The following is a 16,991-nucleotide window of genomic DNA, read 5'->3' as shown; positions in this document are numbered from 1 at the left end:
TGCCCTGCCGATCATTTTATGGAATTTCTTAAAATACAGTGAAAAAAACCGTGCGACCCGACCCCAGCAATTCTTCTGCCCTTACGCCCTTTCTAGCATCCAGAATCTAACATCCAGTATCTAGTATATCATAAAAGCTCGAAAAAAGGAATAAAATTTGAAGCGCCCGGGAATTTTCAAAAAGACGCAAAAAGAACCGGCTCTTTTCGAGCCGGTTCTTTTGAAACACTCAATTGTTTTCGTACCGCTTACAGCAATCCGGGAACACAAAGCCGTAAGTATTTTTTTCGTAATTGGGGCTGGGGGAATACTGCATTCCCTCGCCGAAGTCCACATAATTGTGGAACGCGTCCAAATAATTCCCGAAGAAGAACACCTTGCATTCCGCCAGACGGCGGGTCAGCAGACCGTACACGCAGCCGCCGGATTTGTGCCACTGCATGAAATTATCGGACAGAGTGCCGGCGTCTGCATAGGCAAGGTCACGGGTCAGCCCGGTGGCGCTGAGGGTCACTTTTCCGGCAGGCATCCAGCCGGTGTAGTTTCCATATTTCACTTTGTACCATACCTGGTGGCTGCTGGAAATGCCTTTAGCGCCGGTCACACTGACGGTAGAACCGTCCTTCACGGTGGTCAGAACGCCGCTCGTACGGCTGGCTTCCTTATAAATGGGCGAGGAACCTACCCGCAGCGTGCCGCTGTAGGGTCTGCTTTCCGACAGGTCGGAGGGCGGCACCACGGCGTTCAGCATGACCTTGGGGGTGTCGTATTCGCTGGCGTCCAGCGTTCCCGTGCCGCAGTTCCAGACGAAGCTCAGAAGCGCGTCAAACTGCGCCTGGCTCATTTTTACGTTGTTATTCTGCCGGAAGCGGTTCACCCCGGCGGAGTAGCCGCCGTTATTCGCCTTGTCCACCAGCATGGCAAAGGCTTCCGCTTTGGTCAGATTGTTGTAGAAGGAGGTGTTCACCGGCACCACGTAACCATAGCCCACGGTGGGGTTGCCGGATGCGATCACATCGTCCTCAATTTCCTCTACCAGACCCTCAAAATTGGCGATCAGGCACAGCCCCTGGGTAGTCGCACGGCGTTCCCCGGCGGCAGTTGTATTGGCGCTTTCCTCATTGGCGCGGACGAACACGGTAAAATCCTTATAATCGGAAGCGCCGTTCGCCACCGCCCGGACCGTATAGGTGCCCGCCGTCGAAAATGCCACGGATTTTTTGAACACCCGCACCGTGTTGGTGGGCAGACCGTATTCAGACTTTCTGGATTCTGTCGTAGAGCTGGTGGTGCTGTAGGTCCCCTTGGCAGGACCGGCTGTGATCGTAAAGGTCACGGAGGTGCGTCCGGCGTCTGTTACGGCGACCAGGTCAAAGTTCTTGCCGCGGATCGCGGAATTTTCTCCAGCATAGGCATACCGCACCGATTCCGGCGCAGCGACCGTCACCTTGCAGGTGACCTTGTTCTTTCCTGCCGCATCGGAGAAGGTCAGGGTGGTGGTGCCGGGCTTCTTGCCGTACACCATTGCCCCCTGCTTCCTGCTGCCATAGCTGACGCTGTAGCCCACCACCGCCACAGAGGGATCGGAGCTCGTCCAGCTCATGGAAGCCATACCGGAATCGACAGAAGCGTCCAGACGGGCGGTCTGATACTGCCGCAGGGACAGGGTCGTGGCGGAGAGCTTCGCGCCGGAAGCCGCGCCGGGAGTATAGTGCTCTACATACTCGGCAGAGACATATCCCGCAGTGCCGTTAGAGGTCTTCACACCCAGCCAGCCCTCGGAAGGAACGCCGGTGACCGTAAGGATCGTTCCCGTTCCCAAAACCGTAAGAACCGCGCAATCCGTATTGGGCTGCTCCCGCAGGTTCAGCCCGCCGTTTGCCGTGACCCGCACAAGCTGCCCCGCCTTATATTCCCCGTCCACGGGGTCGTCTATCGGGGGATCGGGAACATATGGCTCAATGGGCTGCGCCGCTTCCGCGATTTCCAGATACGCCCAATGGCTCTTGGGAACATCGCGGAATTTCTGGGTACCGCTGTCCTTGGCAAAATTCTCGTCCTTTCGGTTCAATGCCGTATTCACTACCTTTACCGCTTCGCACCGCTGAATGCCGCGGTTGGGCTGGAACTGCCCGGTGTTTCCCACACCGTTGACCCAGCCTGCCGTAGCGGCGGCGGAAATGGCGTCATACGCCCAATAATTTTCAGACACATCGGAGAAGGTCGCCGTGCCCTCCGGCATATGGAAGCACCGGGTCATCACCGTGACAAATTCCGCGCGGGAAATGGCTTTGTTCGGCGCAAACGTACCGTCGGTATAGCCGGTCAGCACCTTTGCCTTTGCCAGGGTATTGACCGCGACGCCGTACCAGCTGGTGAGGTTCACATCGCTGAACTGGGACTCCGTGACAGCGGGCTTTTCCACCAGCAGCGCATAGAGCATCTGCGCCACCTCCGCCCGTGTCATGGCGTTGCCGGGCTTGAACATCGCATTGTCGCAGCCCTTCATATAGGTTTCGTGCCCGCCCAGGACCAGCAGGGAATCAGCGGCGAAGGTGGTCTCCTTATTTTCCTGAGCGCCTGTTCCCTCGCTCTCCTGTTCGCTTTCCACAGGAGCTTCCGCGGGAGCGGAGGACGCTTCGTCCTCCGGGCTGGGGTCGGATCCCTCCGGCTCCTCTTCCGGCAGCGCGGAAGCCGTTTCCCCCGGCTCGACAGTATCGCTTTCCGGCACGGAAGAAGACACTTCCCCAGACACGTCCTCCTCCGCCAAAACGCCCATCGGCGCGGCGAAGCAGAGCAGAGCCATCAGCAGCAGAGCCAGCGCTCGTTTTCCCAATTTTTTCAGCAAGTGTCTCACGTTGTAACCTCCAAAAAATCTCTGGTGTTTACATAAAACATACTTATTATACAGGAAAGGTTTCAAAATTGCAATCTTTTCTGAGAATTTCACAGAAAAAGGAAAAGCTCCGCTTATCGGATAAACGCCGATCGCCGGAGCTTTTTCAAAATCAAAGGAAGTCTTTTTTCGCTTTACTGGTTTTCGACCAGCGCCTTGGTATCCCGGGCGATGACCAGCTCCTCGTTGGTGGGGATCACATAGACCTCAATGGAGGAATCGGGAGTGGATATCTTTCCTTCTTTCCCGTGGATCATCTCCTCGTTCAGCTTTTCGTCGATCTTCACGCCCAAAAAGCCCAGCGCCTTGCCGACTGCAGCGCGGTGGCGGGGCTGGTTCTCGCCAATGCCCGCGGTAAACACGATAGCGTCGCAACCGCCCAAGGTGACCATATAGCCGCCCACGAATTTGGAGATCTGATATTCCAGGATATCCTGCGCAAGCTTCGCGCGCTCGTTGCCCTCATCGGCAGCGGCGGTGACGTCGCGGTCATCACTGGAAACGCCGGAAATACCCAGCAGACCGGATTTTTTGTTGAGCACCTGATCCATCTCCACAGGGCTGAGATGCTCCTTGTCCATCAGGAAGGTGACCACGGAGGGGTCCAGCGTGCCGGTGCGGGTGCCCATCATGAAGCCGTCCAGCGGGGTAAGACCCATGCTGGTGTCCACGCATTTGCCGTGATCCACAGCGGAAATGGAGGAGCCGTTGCCCAAATGGCAGGTGATAAGCTTCAAGTCCTCCGGCTTCTTTCCCATCAGCTCCGCGCAGCGGGCAGTGACATAGCGGTGGGAGGTGCCGTGAGCGCCATAGCGGCGCACGGCGTATTTCTCGTAATACTCATAAGGAATGGGGAACATATATGCCTTGGGGGGCATGGTGGAATGGAAGGAGGTATCGAACACCACGGCTTCCGGCACCTTGTCACCGAACAGATTGCGGCAGGCGCGAATGCCCTGCACGTGCGCCTTGTTGTGCAGCGGCGCCAGCGGGATCAGGCTTTCGATGCCCTCGATCACCTTGTCGTCCACCAGCACGGATTTGCTGAACAGCGAGCCGCCCTGCACCACGCGGTGACCGATGGCGGACACCTCGTCCAGGCTTTTCAGCACGCCGTACTCAGGGTCGATCAAAGCGTCCTTGACCTGGGTAAAGGCAGCGGTGTGGTCAGCCATGGCGACGTCCTTGTGCAGCTCTCTGCCGTCTGCCGTCTTGTGGGTAAAAACGCCCATCTCCATACCGATCCGTTCACAGTTGCCCTTGCACAGCATTTCCTCCGTGTCCATGTCGATCAGCTGGTACTTCAGGGACGAGCTGCCTGCATTGATAACGAGAATTTTCATGTTCTGTTTCTTCCTTTCCAAATTTGTGACCGAACGGAGCCCGCTCGGGAAAATCTACTTTTACGCCCGGTCGCGCTTGCCATTTGCGACCGATTGCGGTAAGATAAAGTTGGGTTCCGACGGCGCCGCCGGGACATATCGTTTTTATTTTAGTACATTTTGCAGCCAAATTCAAGGAGTTTTGGGGAAAAATGCCGGAGAAAGTGACACAAAATAAAAAAAACGCGGCGATCATCTGCGAACTGAACCCCCTGCACAAAGGGCATGAAGCGCTGTTCCGGCAGGTAAAGCAGCGGGCGGAGGGGCTTGTCTGCGTGATGAGCGGGAATTTTGTCCAGCGGGGCGAGCCTGCCATTCTGGACAAATGGGCGCGCTGCCGCCTTGCGCTGGAAGCCGGAGCGGACCTGGTGCTGGAGCTGCCCCTCCCCTGGGCGTGCGCGGGGGCAGAGCGCTTTGCCGCCGGGGGCGTGCATCTGCTGTCCGCTTTGGGAACTGTGGACTATCTGGCGTTCGGCAGCGAATTTCCCTGGCAGGAACAGCTTTCGCGCATTGCCCAAGCCCTGCTGTCTGAGGACTTTTCCCGCGCCCTTGCCGCCCTGCCCGACCACGGCGAGCCCTTTGCCCAGCGGCGGGAGCAGGCGCTTATCGCTCTGCTGGGAGAAGATATCCTGCCGCTGCTGCGCTCTCCAAACGCCATTCTTGGCATTGAATATGAAAAAGCGCTGCTGCGGGAACAGAGCAGTATCCAGCCGCTGGTATTCCCCCGGGTAGGCGCGGGACATGACAAAGCGGCAGCGGACGATGAGAACCGCTCCGCCGGAGAGCTGCGGGAGCTGCTGCGGGCTGGAAAGGCTTTGGACGGTCTCGTGCCGGACTATACCGTCGGGCCCCTGGCGGAAGAAATAAAGGCGGGGCGCTGCCCCGCAGACACCGCCTTGCTGGAGCGTGCAATATTATGTAAACTTCGCACCATGACCCTGCCGGAGTTTGCCGCTTTGCCGGACGTCAGCGAGGGGCTGGAGCACCGGCTGCTGGCGGCTGCCGGAAAATCGGGAACGCTGGAAGAATTTCTGGCGCTTGTGAAATCCAAGCGGTATTCTCACGCCCGGCTCCGGCGGCTGGTGCTCTACGCCTTTTTGGGCGTGACAAAGGACCTGCCCGCTCTCCCGCCCTATCTCCGGGTACTGGGCATGACGGACAGCGGAGAAAGGCTGCTGAAAAAAGCCTCCCCTGCCCTGCCCATTGCCGCCCGGGCGGCGGATTTTCAAAGGCTGGGCGGCGACGCGCTCCGCCTGTTCCAGCTGGAAGCAGCAGCCGACGACCTGTACGCCTTGATGACCCCTGTCCCTGTTCCCTGCGGGCGGGATTATACGGAAAAACTGATAAAAGAGCATTTGTCAAGAGGGGCTTCACCCAAGTGAATCCCCCCCGACTAGCTGAAAGCTGTTACTTTTTCCTGATCAGTTTCAATTCTATATTTCTTCTGCCGGCAATCCTTTGAAACACCTCTACCACATACGAAGACCGTTCCTTGAATGACAGTGAGGGCAATTCGTCATTGGACTGTATTTCCTTTATCGCCTCCTGTATCTCTGAAAGCTCTAACAGATTGACTGCCACACAAAAGAAATTCTTCCTGCGCCCGTCATTATAGTTAGACAGTAAGCAGGAAAGAATCTGTGCTTTTTCCTGCTGTTCAAGATTATATTGCGCAATGCCTATGCGTTGCGCTTTTTCTAAATCTGCCCTTCGCCGCCTGTGTGTAATAAAAGAATCATATTCATCAATATTTTCATATTTTTCGCATGGATATTGTTTGCACTCATAGCAATATCCTATTTTTTCATGTTCAAGACTGCATTTCGCAATCCTGCAGGATTGATTGCCATTGCCGCAACCGCCACAGTAATTTCCCAAAAGCATAGGGCACAGTCCGCAATTTAACCCACAAAGAGAAAAGTATTGATTATCCCGCTCAAACCCTTTCATGATATCAGCCTCACAAATACAGCCAGTAATTTTTCCATCTACCCGAAATTCCGCAGGCCCTTGGGGTAGCGGTTCTTCAGGCGGCCGCCGGAAGCCTTGCCAAAGCCGGTGACCACGCCGTTTACACAGACGGCGGTATAGCCCGCGGTACCGCTGTCGATCTCCTCTCCCCGCAGAAAAGCCGCAAGCGCCGGGCTGTCGGGGGAAAAGTCCAGGCTATTGCGGCACTGGACTTTTTTCCTGCTCATGAACAGACCGTGAGCCGGCTCAATACGATTGCCCCGCTGCTCGCCCAGCTCTACCCCTGCCCGCAGAACGCCCAGTCCGGACAGCTGGGGCAGCTTCTCCGGCAGCAAAAGGACTTTATCGCCAAATTGCGCGATGGGGGCGGTCAGAGGGTCGAAAAACAGGCTGTCAAACAGCTCCCGCGCCATGCGGGCGGTTTCCTTCCGCGCCTGCCCGGAAAGGGTCAAGATACGGCAGGGGTTTTCCCCGGTTCGCAGAAGCTTAGCCACAAAATGCCCCTCGCCGCCGTCCATGGGAAAAATGCGGCGGGCGGCGGGCAGATCGAAAGCCGGTCTGCCAAAGCTTTCCTCAATGGGCAGCAGAGTAAATTCCGGGTGGCGTTGCAAAAAGGACTTTACCGTACCCTCGTTTTCCTCCACGGAAAAGGTGCAGGTGGAATACACCAGCACGCCGCCCTCCCTGACTGCCAGCGCGGCGGAATCCAAAATGGACTGCTGGCGCTGGGCGCAGGCGGCAGGGCTTTCCGGCGTCCACTCCCGGACGGCGGTCTCGTCCCGCCGGAACATTCCCTCGCCGGAGCAGGGAGCGTCCACCAGCACCCGGTCAAAATACCCCCGCAGGCTTTCGCAGAGCTTTTGGGGGTGGCAGGAAGACACCACGGCATTTTCAGCACCCATGCGTTCCAGATTGGACAGCAGCGCAGCAGCCCGGCTGCGAACGATCTCATTTGCCCAGAGAAGCCCCCTGCCCTGCAGCAGCCCGGCGATCTGGGTGGACTTCCCGCCGGGGGCGGCGCAGAGGTCGAGGATATTTTCTCCGGGCTGAGGGGCAAGGACGGTCACGGCGGAGGACGCGGAGGGCTCCTGAGAATAGAACATTCCCGCGTGATGGGCAGGCAGCAGACCGGGCTTGTCCAAATGCTCCGCAGTGCGGCACAGCGGGGAAAAAGGCGTGGGAGAAAGGGCAAAGGGAACGCTTTTTTCCAAAGTTTCCCAATCACATTTCAGCGGATTGAGCCGCACGCCCTTTTTCGGCGGCTGCTCCATACAGGCAAGGTAATCTGAAAATTCCCCGCCCAGCAAAGCTTTCATTCTATCCAGGAAAACCTTTGGCAGCTCCATAATGGCGACCTCTTCCCTTTCCCTGCCCGGCAGAATGCCCCTTGCTTTTTTCCGATCCCGACCCATGGTCAAAAAGCAGCTTTCTGCCCGGCAAATTTTTTTGCATAATCCCATTCATTCCGCCCACACTAAAGAACGGAAAGGAGCGATATGCTTATGTGTAACAATCAGAACAACCAGAACAACAACCAGCAGAATCAGAACCAGAACCAGAATTCCAAGAATTCTCAGAACAAGAAGAACCAGAATTCTCAGAATTCCAAGAACAACAAGAACCAGCAGCAGGAGCAGTTCTAAGGTTCTCGCTGGCAGAAAAAGACGTTCGGAAACCCCGGAGGCTTATTTCGTAAGCTTTCGGGGTTTCGCTTTTCAGGAATCCTTTTTGCTTTTTAAGCTTTGCAGAATTTCTTTCAAGGGCTTGTCGTCGGAGCGCACCGGGCGGAAGCCCTCGCCGGTGATCTCCCCGGCGTCGCCGACGATCACAAAGGCATCCCGGTCCTCTTCCCGGATGATCATTTGAATGTGGTACACCTCGAACCGGCGGACAGCACAGATCATGGTCTCCCCCGGCTCCCTGGTATAGCCGCCGTGGGAATCCAGATAAGTCACGGTGCGGTCCAGCTCCTTGATGATGCGGTCGCCCATGGCGCGAACCTTCGGCGACATGACGAAAAACAGCTTGCCCGTGCCGGAATCCGTGCCGTAAAGAATGGAATCGATCAGCTTTGTGGACACAAAAATGACGATGCAGGCGTACATGGCGTTCTCAATGCTGCCGTACACAAAGGCAGAGATCACCACGATCACGCCGTCAATGGCAAGCATCAGCTTACCCATGGACATATGGGGCAGCCTGCGCCCCAGAAGGCGCGCCAGCATATCCGTGCCGCCGGTGGTCGCGCCGCGAATGAAGGTCAGGGACAGCCCAACGCCCTCGCAGAGCCCGGCGAACAGCGCCACCAGGATCATATCCCCCCGGTACGCCGGAATGAAATAGGAAAACACGTCTATCATCGTGGAAGACAGCACAATAGCTATCATGGTCCTCAGCACCAGCTTGTAGCCGATCTCAACGATCGCCCAGATGATGATGGGGATATTGATAAGAAACGCCATGAGACCAATGGGCGTGCCGAACACATAGTTGATCAGGGTGGAAAGACCCGTCACGCCGCCGGGCGCAATGTGGTTGGGCGAGGTAAAGGCATTGACGGAAAGCCCGTAGATCATGGAACCCACCAGAATAAACAGCATATCCAGCAGGAAATTTTTTACTTTCTTCCGCTTCTCCAAAGAATCACCCTATCCCTTCCAGAACTGCGGTGAACAGCTCCCGCAGGCGTTCCGTTTCTCCCTTTAAGTACAGATAACCAAACAGCGTTTCCAAAGCCGTTGCGCCGTGGTAATCCGCCACCTGGGCGTTTTTCGGCACATGGCCCACGTGGGCGTTGCGCCCCCGGAGAGTCACCGCCCGCTCCTCCTCGGTAAGCATTTCCCAGAGGGTTTCGGTCAGCGCTTTGCTTTGCGCTTCACAGCGCACCAGCTCCACTGCCCGGCTGTGCAGTTTTTTCACAGGGCAGCTGCCCTTATCCACCAGATATTCCCGGACAAACAGCTCGTAAACGCCGTCTCCCAGAAACGCCAGCGTCAGGGGGCTCATTTCGTTCAGCGGCGGAGCGCCGCCGTCCAATAGCTTTTCCAAAGCCGCCCCTCCTTACTCGATAAAGTCAAATTCCAGATCGTACATATCTACTGTATCCCCCTCTTTCACTCCGGCTTCCCGGAGCGCGTCGATGACCCCTGTCTGGATCAGCACCCGCTGAAAATACTGGAGAGAGTCGGTCTCGTCGAAATTCACGTTGTTCATGATCTTCAAGAGCCACGGCGCGCGGACGAAATACACGCCGTCCTCACAGGTGATATCCACCTTGCCGCGCTGCAGCGCTTCCACAGGCTGAAGCTCCGGCTGCTCCGCTTCATACCGCAAAATAGGCGGAAGCTGGGAAAGCCGGGCAAGCACCGCGTTCATCAGTTCGTCTACGCCCTGCCGGATCGGCGCCATGATGGGAAAGAAGGCATAGCCCTGCTCCTCTACGAATTGGCGGAAGTCTTCGATCTGCCCGTCTGTGGCAAGGTCGCATTTATTGCCGGCAACCAGCATGGGGCGCTCCGCCAGCTCGGCGTTGAATTTCCGCAGCTCCTCGTTGATGACCCGGAAATCCTCTTTCGGATTTCTCCCCTCGCTGCCCGCTATATCCACAATATGCACCAGCAGCCGGCAGCGCTCCACGTGGCGCAAGAACTGGTGCCCCAGCCCAACGCCCTGCCACGCGCCCTCGATGAGACCCGGGATATCCGCCATGACAAAGGATTTCCCGTCCTGCATATGCACCACGCCCAGCACCGGGGTCAGGGTGGTGAAATGGTAATTGGCAATATTGGGCTTTGCTTCGCTGACCACCGACACCAGCGTGGATTTTCCCACATTGGGAAAGCCCACCAGCCCCACGTCTGCCAGAAGCTTTAATTCCAGCTGGATCTCCAGCTCCTCCCCGGGAGTTCCGGGCTTGGCAAAACGGGGGGTCTGCCGGGTGGGGGTGGCAAAATGGGAATTGCCCCAGCCGCCCCTGCCGCCCCTGGCGATGACCTGGGGCTCGTCCCCCGACATATCCGCCAGCACGCGCCCTGTCTCGGCGTCTTTGATCAGCGTCCCCCTGGGGACCTTTACCACCAGGTCGGGCGCGCTTTTTCCGAAGCAGCGGTTCCCCCTGCCGTTTTCGCCCCGCTGCGCCACATATTTGCGCTTGTAGCGGAAATCCGCCAAAGTGGACAGATTGTCGTCCACCTGGAAGACCACGTTGCCGCCTCTGCCGCCGTCACCGCCGTCAGGACCGCCGGACGCCACATATTTTTCCCGGTGGAACGCCACCGCTCCGTCGCCGCCGTCGCCGGCTTTGATCTTAATTTTCGCAATGTCAATGAACATAGCGTCACTTCCTTTTTACTCAAAAGAAAAAACTTCCTCAGGCATGACCCGAAGAAGTTTTCGTTTCGCTTTCTATTTCGGGACAGCGGGGAGAACAACTGCCGCAATAGGCAGCGTTTCCTTAAAGTATCCCCATTTTTTGAAAAATTACTGCTCGATGGCGTACACGCTGACCTTCTTGCGGTCGGCGCCCATGCGCTCAAACTTTACGTGACCGTCCACCAGAGCGAACAGGGTATCGTCAGAGCCGCGCCCCACATTGGTGCCGGGGTGGATCTTGGTGCCGCGCTGCTTGACCAGGATATTGCCAGCCAGCACGAACTGACCGTCCGCACGCTTTACGCCCAGACGCTTGGACTCGGAATCACGACCGTTCTTGGTGGAGCCCATTCCTTTTTTGTGAGCGAAAAGCTGGATATTTACTTTCAGCATGAAAATCTCTCCCTTTCAGTAAATGTGAATCAAATTTCCAGATATTCCACCTTCAGGTAGCCGGAATACTGTTCTTCCAGCTGCACCAGGTGGAGCTTGAGCCCTGCCAGTAAATCCCGGCAGGCGGGTTCGTCCTTCTGCTCGATTCGGAAAAACATTTCCCCATCGCCCACCCGCAGAGAAAGGGGCGTGACGTGGAGGACGTCGGTGACGGTGTTCACCGTCAGGTAGGCGGCGGAAGAAACAGCCGCGCAGACGATATCGGTATTTTCCTCGCCGTAGCCGGAATGCCCCTGCATGGAAAAGCCCATGAGAGCGCCGGAGGGCGTCGTGAGAAAGGCGGTGTGAATCATGCGCTCAGCCCTTGATGGCTTCTATCCGCACCTTGGTGTAGGGCTGACGGTGCCCCAGCTTGCGCTTGGAATTTTTCTTGGGCTTGTAGGTAAACACGGTGATCTTCTTGCCCTTGCCGGACTTCACTACCTTGCCGGTAACGGTCGCGCCCTTTACATAAGGGTCGCCCACCTTGGTCTCCCCCTCGTCGAAGAGAGCGACCACCGGGAACTCCACGGTCTCATCGTCGGCGGCGTTCAGCTTTTCCACGTAAATTTCGTCGTTAAACTGAACCTTGTACTGCTTTCCGCCTGTTTCAATGACTGCAAACATTTCTTTTCCTGCCTTTTCTTTAGTCTCGCTACGCTCAGGTGAAGCGGACCCTCCGGGAAATCTCCCGAAAACCCCGCCTGCTTTCTGCAAAATGGGCATACTGCCCCGCAACCTGCCATATGCGGCTTGTATACTATAGCACAGGGGCGGGAGGAAAGTCAAGAAAAATTTCAGTTTTCCGGCTTTCTTGCCACCAGCACCACGGTGGAATCCTCCTGCCAGACCTGCTCCACCTGGGAAAACCCGGCGTTTCGGAGCATTTTCTTCTGGTTCTCCACGGTACAGGGCGTGTCGTAATGGTATTCCTTTCCCTGCTCCAAGCCCTGCTCCCGCTTTAAGCGCTCATACTCGGCGAAGAAGAAATCCTCCGTTGCCTGGGGGTCCTCCGTCGCGCCCTCTGGGATCATATAATCGCTTTCGATATAGACGCCGCCGGGCTTGAGGGCTTTCAGGATACGGCGGTACAGGTCTGTTTTCACCTCGTGGGTATAGTGGTGCAGGGTCATCACGGTGAGGGCGGCGTCGAAGCGCCCCTCCCCCATGTCGTAATCAAAATAGCTCATCTGGTGCAGGTCCAGTGCCTTGCCGGGATACTTTTTCCGCAGCAGCCGGAGCATCTCCCCGGATAAGTCAACGCCTGTCACGGTGAGGTTCGGGAACCGCGCGAAAATGCTTTCCAGCTCCAGCCCGGTGCCGATGCCCAGATCAAGCAGGGTGGCGCATTGCTCCGGCAGATACCGTGCCGGGACGCGCTTGCTTTCCAAGCCGCCAATGTGCCCTGGGTGCACCACGTCGTAATCTTCACTGCGGGCGTCAAAAAACGCCCCCATCTCTTCCAGTTTCTGTTCCATAAATTTTATCCTCATTTTCTGCTGTTAAACTGCCATGATCCATTGTTGCGCATATCATTTTCTTTGTCAAGCCCAATCTTTTTTCTGGAAAGCCTCTCTTTCCTTGACCCAGCCGGAAAGAACGGATATAATAAGTGAAACGGGAACCAAAGTATTCAGGAAAGTGTTTGGGGATTTTATGAAGGTACTTCATTTGATTGGCGGCGGAGATTCCGGCGGGGCGAAGACCCACGTGCTGAATCTGCTGCGGGAACTGAACCACTCTATCGACGCAAAGCTGGTCTGCTTCCGGCGGGGCGAATTTTCCGAGGACGCGGAACGTATGGGCATTCCCATCGACGTGATAGAATCCGGCAATCCCGTGGTGGGGCTGCGGGAGCTGAAAAAGCTGATCGGCAGCGGGAAAATAGACATCATTCACTGTCACGGCGCAAGGGGCAACCTGATGGGAAATCTCATCAAGAAGCACCTTCACGCGCCGGTGATCACCACGGTGCACAGCGACTATCGGCTGGATTATCTGGGGCGCCCGGTGGCGCGGCTTTCCTACGGCACCACCAATATGCTGGCGCTGCGGCGGGTCAATTATTACATTGGCGTGTCCGACCCCATGACAGACATTCTCATCGAGCGGGATTTTCCCGCCGAGCGCATTTACACCATCTATAACGGCATCGACTTCAAAACTCCCATCACCACCGTGCCAAGGGAGGAATACCTGCGCTCGCTGGGGGTGGACTGCCAGGCCGGCGACGTGGTGGCAGGCATTGCCGCCCGGCTGAACCCGGTGAAGGATTATCCCACCCTGCTGAAAGCCATGAAGCTGGCGATAGAAAAAAATCCCCACCTGCGGCTGGTGGCTGCCGGGGACGGCGAGGATTTAGAAGCGCTGCAGAATCTGGCAAAGTCTTTGGGGATCGCCGACCGGGTGTGCTTTGCCGGGTGGGTCAAGGACATGAATTCCTTCTACAACGCCATCGACATCAACCTTTTGACCTCTCTTTCCGAGACCTTCCCCTACGCGCTGACCGAGGGCGCCAGAATGCACCGGGCGACCATTGCTTCCCGGGTGGGCGGCGTACCCGTACTGATAGACGACGGCAAAAACGGCTTGATCTTCACCCCGGGGGACGAACACCAGCTGGCAGAGCATTTGGTCACGCTGGCAAACGACGAAGCTCTGCGGAATGAAATGGGCGAGCTGCTGTACCAGAAGGCTTCCACCGAATTTTCCATCGACCGCATGGTGGAGCACCAGCTGGAGATCTATCGGAGCGTTTTAGAGCGGGAGGAACGGAAACGGAACCGCCAGGGCAAGCGGGACGGGGTCATCATCTGCGGCGCGTACGGGCACGGAAACGCCGGGGACGACGCCATTTTGAAGTCCATTATCCAGTCCGTGCAGAAGCTGGACAGGCACGTGCCCATCACGGTGCTGGCAAAGAACACCCTGAGCATTAAAAAGCGCTACCGGGTGGATTCCATCTATACCCTGAACGTGCCGAAAATGCTGCTTGCCATGCGGAAATCCACCCTGTATATCAACGGCGGCGGCACATTGATCCAAAACGCCACCAGCCACCGCAGCCTATGGTACTACCTCTTTACCCTGCGGGCGGCAAAGCTGCTGGGCAACAAGGTGGATATGTACGGCTGCGGCATTGGTCCCGTCACGGGGAAGCGGGATATCCGCATGGTGAAAAAGGTGCTGGAACGCTCGGCGGACATCATCACCCTGCGGGAGCAGGATTCCATGAAGGAGCTGGAAAGCTTCGGCGTGCAGAAGCCGGAGGTGCTGCTAAGCTCCGACCCGGCGCTGGCGCTGGAACGCTGCTCTCCGGCGGACACGGAAATCTATTTGAAAAATCACGGGCTGACCCCCGGGAAAAAATATCTCTGCTTCATGCTGCGCACCTGGTACGGCTTTGCGGAAAAAGCTGAGGATTTTGCAAAATGCGCCCAATACGCCTACGACCTCTATGACCTGACCCCGGTGTTCCTCTCCCTGAACGTGTACCACGACACCACTGCCGCCATGCAGGTCATTGAGCATTTGGACTGCCCCTATCATATTCTGGACGACAGCACCGAGCCGGAAATGCTCATCTCCGCCCTGTCCTATATGGACGTGGTGGTTTCCATGCGGCTGCACGGGCTGATCCTGTCCTCGCTCAGCGGCGTACCGCTGGTGGGCGTTTCCTACGACCCGAAGATCGGCTCTTTCCTGCGCTATCTGGGCTACGGCACCTGTCTGGACCTTAAAGAAGTGACCGCGGAAAAGCTGATCGCCGACCTTGACAGGGCGGTGGCACAGATCCCCGACCGGGAGACCCTGCGGCAGCACGCGGAGCGCCTGCTGGCAGTGGAAAAACGCAACAGCGAGGCTGTCAGGAAGCTGCTGAAGCAGGACTGACATATTTTATCGCAACGATAAACGGCAGAACGCCCAAAAAGGACGCTCTGCCGTTTTCTTATGCTTATTCGGCGCCAGGTTTCGGCGCGCCCTTTTTCCGGGCTGCCAGCTTTCTGACCGCCAGCAGGCACAGGGGCGGCAGGGCGCTGACCGCGGTGGTGAGCAGGAACACGGCAAGGGGAATGAAGTGGTACAGCCCAAAGCCGTACTGCCACGGAAAATGGGCGTAATACGCGCCCCGCACCCAATCCAGAAAGAAAATGTGCAAAAGGTAGATCAGCAGGCTGGTGTGCTGTCCCAGCCATGCCGCCAGCGCCGCCGGAGCAGGGCAGCTTTGCAGCGGGTGGTTCACGGCAAGGTGGGAAAGCAGCAAAGTCATGCCAATGGAGCTGAGATACAGCTCCCAAGCCCCGGTAAAATGGTATTCCAGCAGGGCGGTCAGGCACAGCGCGGGGATCCCGAGCAGATAAGCGGGCAGCGGCAGGGGCTTGTGCCAGCGGTCGCTGTCCCGCAAAAGCTTCCCTGTAAGGAAGAAGGGCAAGCCAAAAAACAGATAGTTGCGGTAGCAGTACAGGGGGAACCCCGCAGAAGGGGCGGCGGTGCGAACATGGTACAGCACCAGCCCGCCGAACAGCAGGAGACCCGTCACACACCACAGCGCCGGGCGGCGGTGCTTCCATTTGGAAAGCAGCAATGAAAAAACCAAATCCAGAAGCAGCACGTACAGCAGGGCGGAAAGGAACCACAAATGCCCGGACAATGGCGATTCATTCCATAAAAGAAAGGTTTTCCGCGCCGCGGGTGTGAAAATTTCCCGGAACCGACCGATCCAAAAATATCTGTTCTTGATGGGCAGCAGCTCCCGGGCAAGGTAAAGGAGGTTTCCTGCCGCGCCCAGCAGGAAAATCTTCAAAATCTGCCGCAGCTTCCGCTTTACGGTAAAGTGGGCGGCAAAATAGCCGGAAAACAGGAAAAACAGGGGCACAGCAAATCGGGTGACCGCCACGATATCCTCCGCTGCCCACACGCCGCTGGCGCTGAAATTGTGCAGGCAGATCACCGCAAACGCCCCAACGAGCCGCAAAATATCAACAGAGTGGTTCCGCCCCTGTTTCATTGTGTTTCCCTCATTTCAAAAAAATTATGTAAACTAATATTTCCCGTCACCGTTTCTTCCCGATAATAAGGAAGCGGTGCTCTTCTGTTTCCAGAAAATCGTGGGAAGCAAAATATTTTTCCAGCCCCGGTCGGAGAGCTTCCTCCTTCCCCGGGAAATACGCCAGCGCTTCTTCCACATCGGAAAAGCGCAGGGTGGGATAGGCTTGGTTCCGATACATGATGCGGAAGCCCGCATTTTGGAACCTGGGCAGCTCGTTTTCCAGATTGTAGTCCCGCCGCTCCGGCACGCTCAGGGAAAGGAGACGGCGCAGCGAAAACATATGCTCGCTGCCAAACTGCTGGACAAGGAAAAAACCGCCGGGCTTGCACACGCGGTGCACCTCCGGCAAGCTGTACCTGCCGCCGTTATTCAGCACAATGTCAAAGCTGTTGTCTTCGAAGGGCAGAGGGTCTTCCGGCTGCGGAAGGGTGCAGCAAAGCTCCCCGGGGTGGCGAAGGGACAGGAGGAACGTCCCGTCCCCGGGGGATAAATCCAGCACCCGGCTGTCCGATTTCAGGAAATCCAGCACCTTCTCCCGCCAGTTCCAGGGGCAGCTTTTTTCGTTCATGTGTTTTTGTCCGTCTGGTGAAAAGTTTTCAAATTTCCCTGCTTCCGGTGCCTGCGGGCAAGCTCCTCTTCCACCTTCTCATAGGGGATACCCTCGTTGACCATCAGCACCGTCAGGTGGTACAGCAGGTCGCTGATCTCCCCTACGGTTTCCTCCATTTTTCCGTTTTTGGCGGCAATGATCGTCTCGCTGCACTCCTCGCCGCATTTTTTCAAAATCTTATCCAGCCCCTGCTCAAACAGGTAGCAGGTGTACGAGCCCTCCGCTTTTTCGGCTTTCCGCGAAAGGACGGTTTCATACAGCTCCTGCAAAATATCCATC

General features: G+C 56.9%; 17 protein-coding genes. 3 read left to right on the top strand and 14 right to left on the bottom strand.

All coding sequences use genetic code 11. The features are described 5' to 3' along the window. Window positions 1-229: 229 nt before the first annotated feature. Both AB8996_RS02825 and AB8996_RS02820 read right to left on the bottom strand, forming a co-directional pair. Entirely contained in the window at window positions 230-2,857 is a 2,628-nt protein-coding gene (locus tag AB8996_RS02825) for an S-layer homology domain-containing protein (protein WP_369297460.1), read from the bottom strand. Window positions 2,858-3,030: 173 nt separating this feature from the next. Then, window positions 3,031-4,239, bottom strand: a complete 1,209-nt coding sequence (locus AB8996_RS02820; protein WP_369297459.1) for an acetate/propionate family kinase — start codon at window positions 4,237-4,239, stop codon at window positions 3,031-3,033. A gap of 191 nt (window positions 4,240-4,430) precedes the next feature. Here AB8996_RS02820 and AB8996_RS02815 point away from each other — a divergent pair, with 191 nt between their 5' ends. Continuing rightward, window positions 4,431-5,660 carry a nucleotidyltransferase family protein gene (locus AB8996_RS02815; protein WP_369297458.1) on the top strand — a complete coding sequence of 410 codons (1,230 nt, stop codon included), beginning with the start codon at window positions 4,431-4,433 and terminating at the stop codon, window positions 5,658-5,660. A 25-nt stretch (window positions 5,661-5,685) separates the two neighbouring features. Here AB8996_RS02815 and AB8996_RS02810 read toward each other — a convergent pair whose 3' ends face one another. Next, window positions 5,686-6,228, bottom strand: coding sequence for a DUF3795 domain-containing protein (locus AB8996_RS02810; RefSeq protein ID WP_369297457.1), 543 nt, complete (start codon window positions 6,226-6,228; stop codon window positions 5,686-5,688). A 38-nt stretch (window positions 6,229-6,266) separates the two neighbouring features. Next, window positions 6,267-7,661, bottom strand: coding sequence for an RsmB/NOP family class I SAM-dependent RNA methyltransferase (locus AB8996_RS02805; RefSeq protein WP_369297456.1), 1,395 nt, complete (start codon window positions 7,659-7,661; stop codon window positions 6,267-6,269). A gap of 90 nt (window positions 7,662-7,751) precedes the next feature. On the opposite strand from AB8996_RS02805, the gene AB8996_RS02800 reads away from it, so the two are divergent. Beyond that, the gene (locus AB8996_RS02800) at window positions 7,752-7,892 is read left to right on the top strand and encodes a hypothetical protein (protein ID WP_369297455.1); all 141 of its coding nucleotides are present in this window, start codon (window positions 7,752-7,754) and stop codon (window positions 7,890-7,892) included. A 72-nt stretch (window positions 7,893-7,964) separates the two neighbouring features. Here the strand turns inward: AB8996_RS02800 and AB8996_RS02795 are convergent, their stop codons facing one another. The 7 genes from AB8996_RS02795 to AB8996_RS02765 all read right to left on the bottom strand — a co-directional run bounded on the left by AB8996_RS02795 (window position 7,965) and on the right by AB8996_RS02765 (window position 12,530). Next, complete coding sequence (locus tag AB8996_RS02795) at window positions 7,965-8,849, bottom strand: YitT family protein (RefSeq protein ID WP_369297454.1); 885 nt, start codon at window positions 8,847-8,849, stop codon at window positions 7,965-7,967. A gap of 43 nt (window positions 8,850-8,892) precedes the next feature. Next, window positions 8,893-9,297 carry a Mini-ribonuclease 3 gene (locus AB8996_RS02790; RefSeq protein WP_369297453.1) on the bottom strand — a complete coding sequence of 135 codons (405 nt, stop codon included), beginning with the start codon at window positions 9,295-9,297 and terminating at the stop codon, window positions 8,893-8,895. Window positions 9,298-9,309: 12 nt separating this feature from the next. Next, complete coding sequence (gene obgE, locus AB8996_RS02785; RefSeq protein WP_369297452.1) at window positions 9,310-10,581, bottom strand: GTPase ObgE; 1,272 nt, start codon at window positions 10,579-10,581, stop codon at window positions 9,310-9,312. A gap of 147 nt (window positions 10,582-10,728) precedes the next feature. Continuing rightward, window positions 10,729-11,013, bottom strand: coding sequence for a 50S ribosomal protein L27 (rpmA, locus tag AB8996_RS02780; RefSeq protein ID WP_369297451.1), 285 nt, complete (start codon window positions 11,011-11,013; stop codon window positions 10,729-10,731). Between the two features lie 29 nt (window positions 11,014-11,042). Then, window positions 11,043-11,366 carry a ribosomal-processing cysteine protease Prp gene (locus AB8996_RS02775; RefSeq protein WP_369297450.1) on the bottom strand — a complete coding sequence of 108 codons (324 nt, stop codon included), beginning with the start codon at window positions 11,364-11,366 and terminating at the stop codon, window positions 11,043-11,045. A gap of 4 nt (window positions 11,367-11,370) precedes the next feature. After that, a complete protein-coding gene (gene rplU / locus AB8996_RS02770; RefSeq protein WP_369297449.1) occupies window positions 11,371-11,679 on the bottom strand; it encodes a 50S ribosomal protein L21 in 309 nt (102 codons plus the stop codon). Window positions 11,680-11,849: 170 nt separating this feature from the next. Then, complete coding sequence (locus AB8996_RS02765) at window positions 11,850-12,530, bottom strand: methyltransferase domain-containing protein (protein WP_369297448.1); 681 nt, start codon at window positions 12,528-12,530, stop codon at window positions 11,850-11,852. Window positions 12,531-12,708: 178 nt separating this feature from the next. Here AB8996_RS02765 and AB8996_RS02760 point away from each other — a divergent pair, with 178 nt between their 5' ends. Then, entirely contained in the window at window positions 12,709-14,943 is a 2,235-nt protein-coding gene (locus tag AB8996_RS02760; RefSeq protein WP_369297447.1) for a polysaccharide pyruvyl transferase family protein, read from the top strand. Between the two features lie 64 nt (window positions 14,944-15,007). Here AB8996_RS02760 and AB8996_RS02755 read toward each other — a convergent pair whose 3' ends face one another. Genes AB8996_RS02755 through hisE form a run of 3 tightly spaced genes read right to left on the bottom strand, consistent with a single transcriptional unit; the run spans window position 15,008 to window position 16,990 of the window. Then, on the bottom strand, window positions 15,008-16,060 hold the full coding sequence (locus AB8996_RS02755) for an acyltransferase family protein (RefSeq protein ID WP_369297446.1): 1,053 nt from the start codon (window positions 16,058-16,060) through the stop codon (window positions 15,008-15,010). Between the two features lie 46 nt (window positions 16,061-16,106). Further along, window positions 16,107-16,670, bottom strand: coding sequence for a class I SAM-dependent methyltransferase (locus tag AB8996_RS02750; protein WP_369297445.1), 564 nt, complete (start codon window positions 16,668-16,670; stop codon window positions 16,107-16,109). After that, a complete protein-coding gene (gene hisE, locus AB8996_RS02745) occupies window positions 16,667-16,990 on the bottom strand; it encodes a phosphoribosyl-ATP diphosphatase (RefSeq protein ID WP_369297444.1) in 324 nt (107 codons plus the stop codon). The genes AB8996_RS02750 and hisE overlap by 4 nt, the downstream gene beginning before the upstream one ends. Window position 16,991 lies beyond the last annotated feature (1 nt).

The organism is uncultured Neglectibacter sp. (genome assembly GCA_937958185.1).
Taxonomy (GTDB): domain Bacteria; phylum Bacillota; class Clostridia; order Oscillospirales; family Acutalibacteraceae; genus Acutalibacter.
The sequence above is the reverse complement of the archived record's forward strand: the minus strand, read 5'-3'. Positions and strand labels throughout refer to the sequence as shown.

Bases quoted from the DNA above. Each gene is read 5' to 3' on its own strand.
- AB8996_RS02820 (WP_369297459.1), bottom strand. From the start codon at position 4,239: ATGAAAATTCTCGTTATCAATGCAGGCAGCTCGTCCCTGAAGTACCAG.
- AB8996_RS02815 (WP_369297458.1), top strand. From the start codon at position 4,431: ATGCCGGAGAAAGTGACACAAAATAAAAAAAACGCGGCGATCATCTGC.
- AB8996_RS02810 (WP_369297457.1), bottom strand. From the start codon at position 6,228: ATGAAAGGGTTTGAGCGGGATAATCAATACTTTTCTCTTTGTGGGTTA.
- AB8996_RS02805 (WP_369297456.1), bottom strand. From the start codon at position 7,661: ATGGGTCGGGATCGGAAAAAAGCAAGGGGCATTCTGCCGGGCAGGGAA.
- AB8996_RS02800 (WP_369297455.1), top strand. From the start codon at position 7,752: ATGTGTAACAATCAGAACAACCAGAACAACAACCAGCAGAATCAGAAC.
- AB8996_RS02795 (WP_369297454.1), bottom strand. From the start codon at position 8,849: ATGCTGTTTATTCTGGTGGGTTCCATGATCTACGGGCTTTCCGTCAAT.
- obgE (WP_369297452.1), bottom strand. From the start codon at position 10,581: ATGTTCATTGACATTGCGAAAATTAAGATCAAAGCCGGCGACGGCGGC.
- rpmA (WP_369297451.1), bottom strand. From the start codon at position 11,013: ATGCTGAAAGTAAATATCCAGCTTTTCGCTCACAAAAAAGGAATGGGC.
- AB8996_RS02775 (WP_369297450.1), bottom strand. From the start codon at position 11,366: ATGATTCACACCGCCTTTCTCACGACGCCCTCCGGCGCTCTCATGGGC.
- rplU (WP_369297449.1), bottom strand. From the start codon at position 11,679: ATGTTTGCAGTCATTGAAACAGGCGGAAAGCAGTACAAGGTTCAGTTT.
- AB8996_RS02765 (WP_369297448.1), bottom strand. From the start codon at position 12,530: ATGGAACAGAAACTGGAAGAGATGGGGGCGTTTTTTGACGCCCGCAGT.
- AB8996_RS02760 (WP_369297447.1), top strand. From the start codon at position 12,709: ATGAAGGTACTTCATTTGATTGGCGGCGGAGATTCCGGCGGGGCGAAG.
- AB8996_RS02755 (WP_369297446.1), bottom strand. From the start codon at position 16,060: ATGAAACAGGGGCGGAACCACTCTGTTGATATTTTGCGGCTCGTTGGG.
- AB8996_RS02750 (WP_369297445.1), bottom strand. From the start codon at position 16,670: ATGAACGAAAAAAGCTGCCCCTGGAACTGGCGGGAGAAGGTGCTGGAT.
- hisE (WP_369297444.1), bottom strand. From the start codon at position 16,990: ATGGATATTTTGCAGGAGCTGTATGAAACCGTCCTTTCGCGGAAAGCC.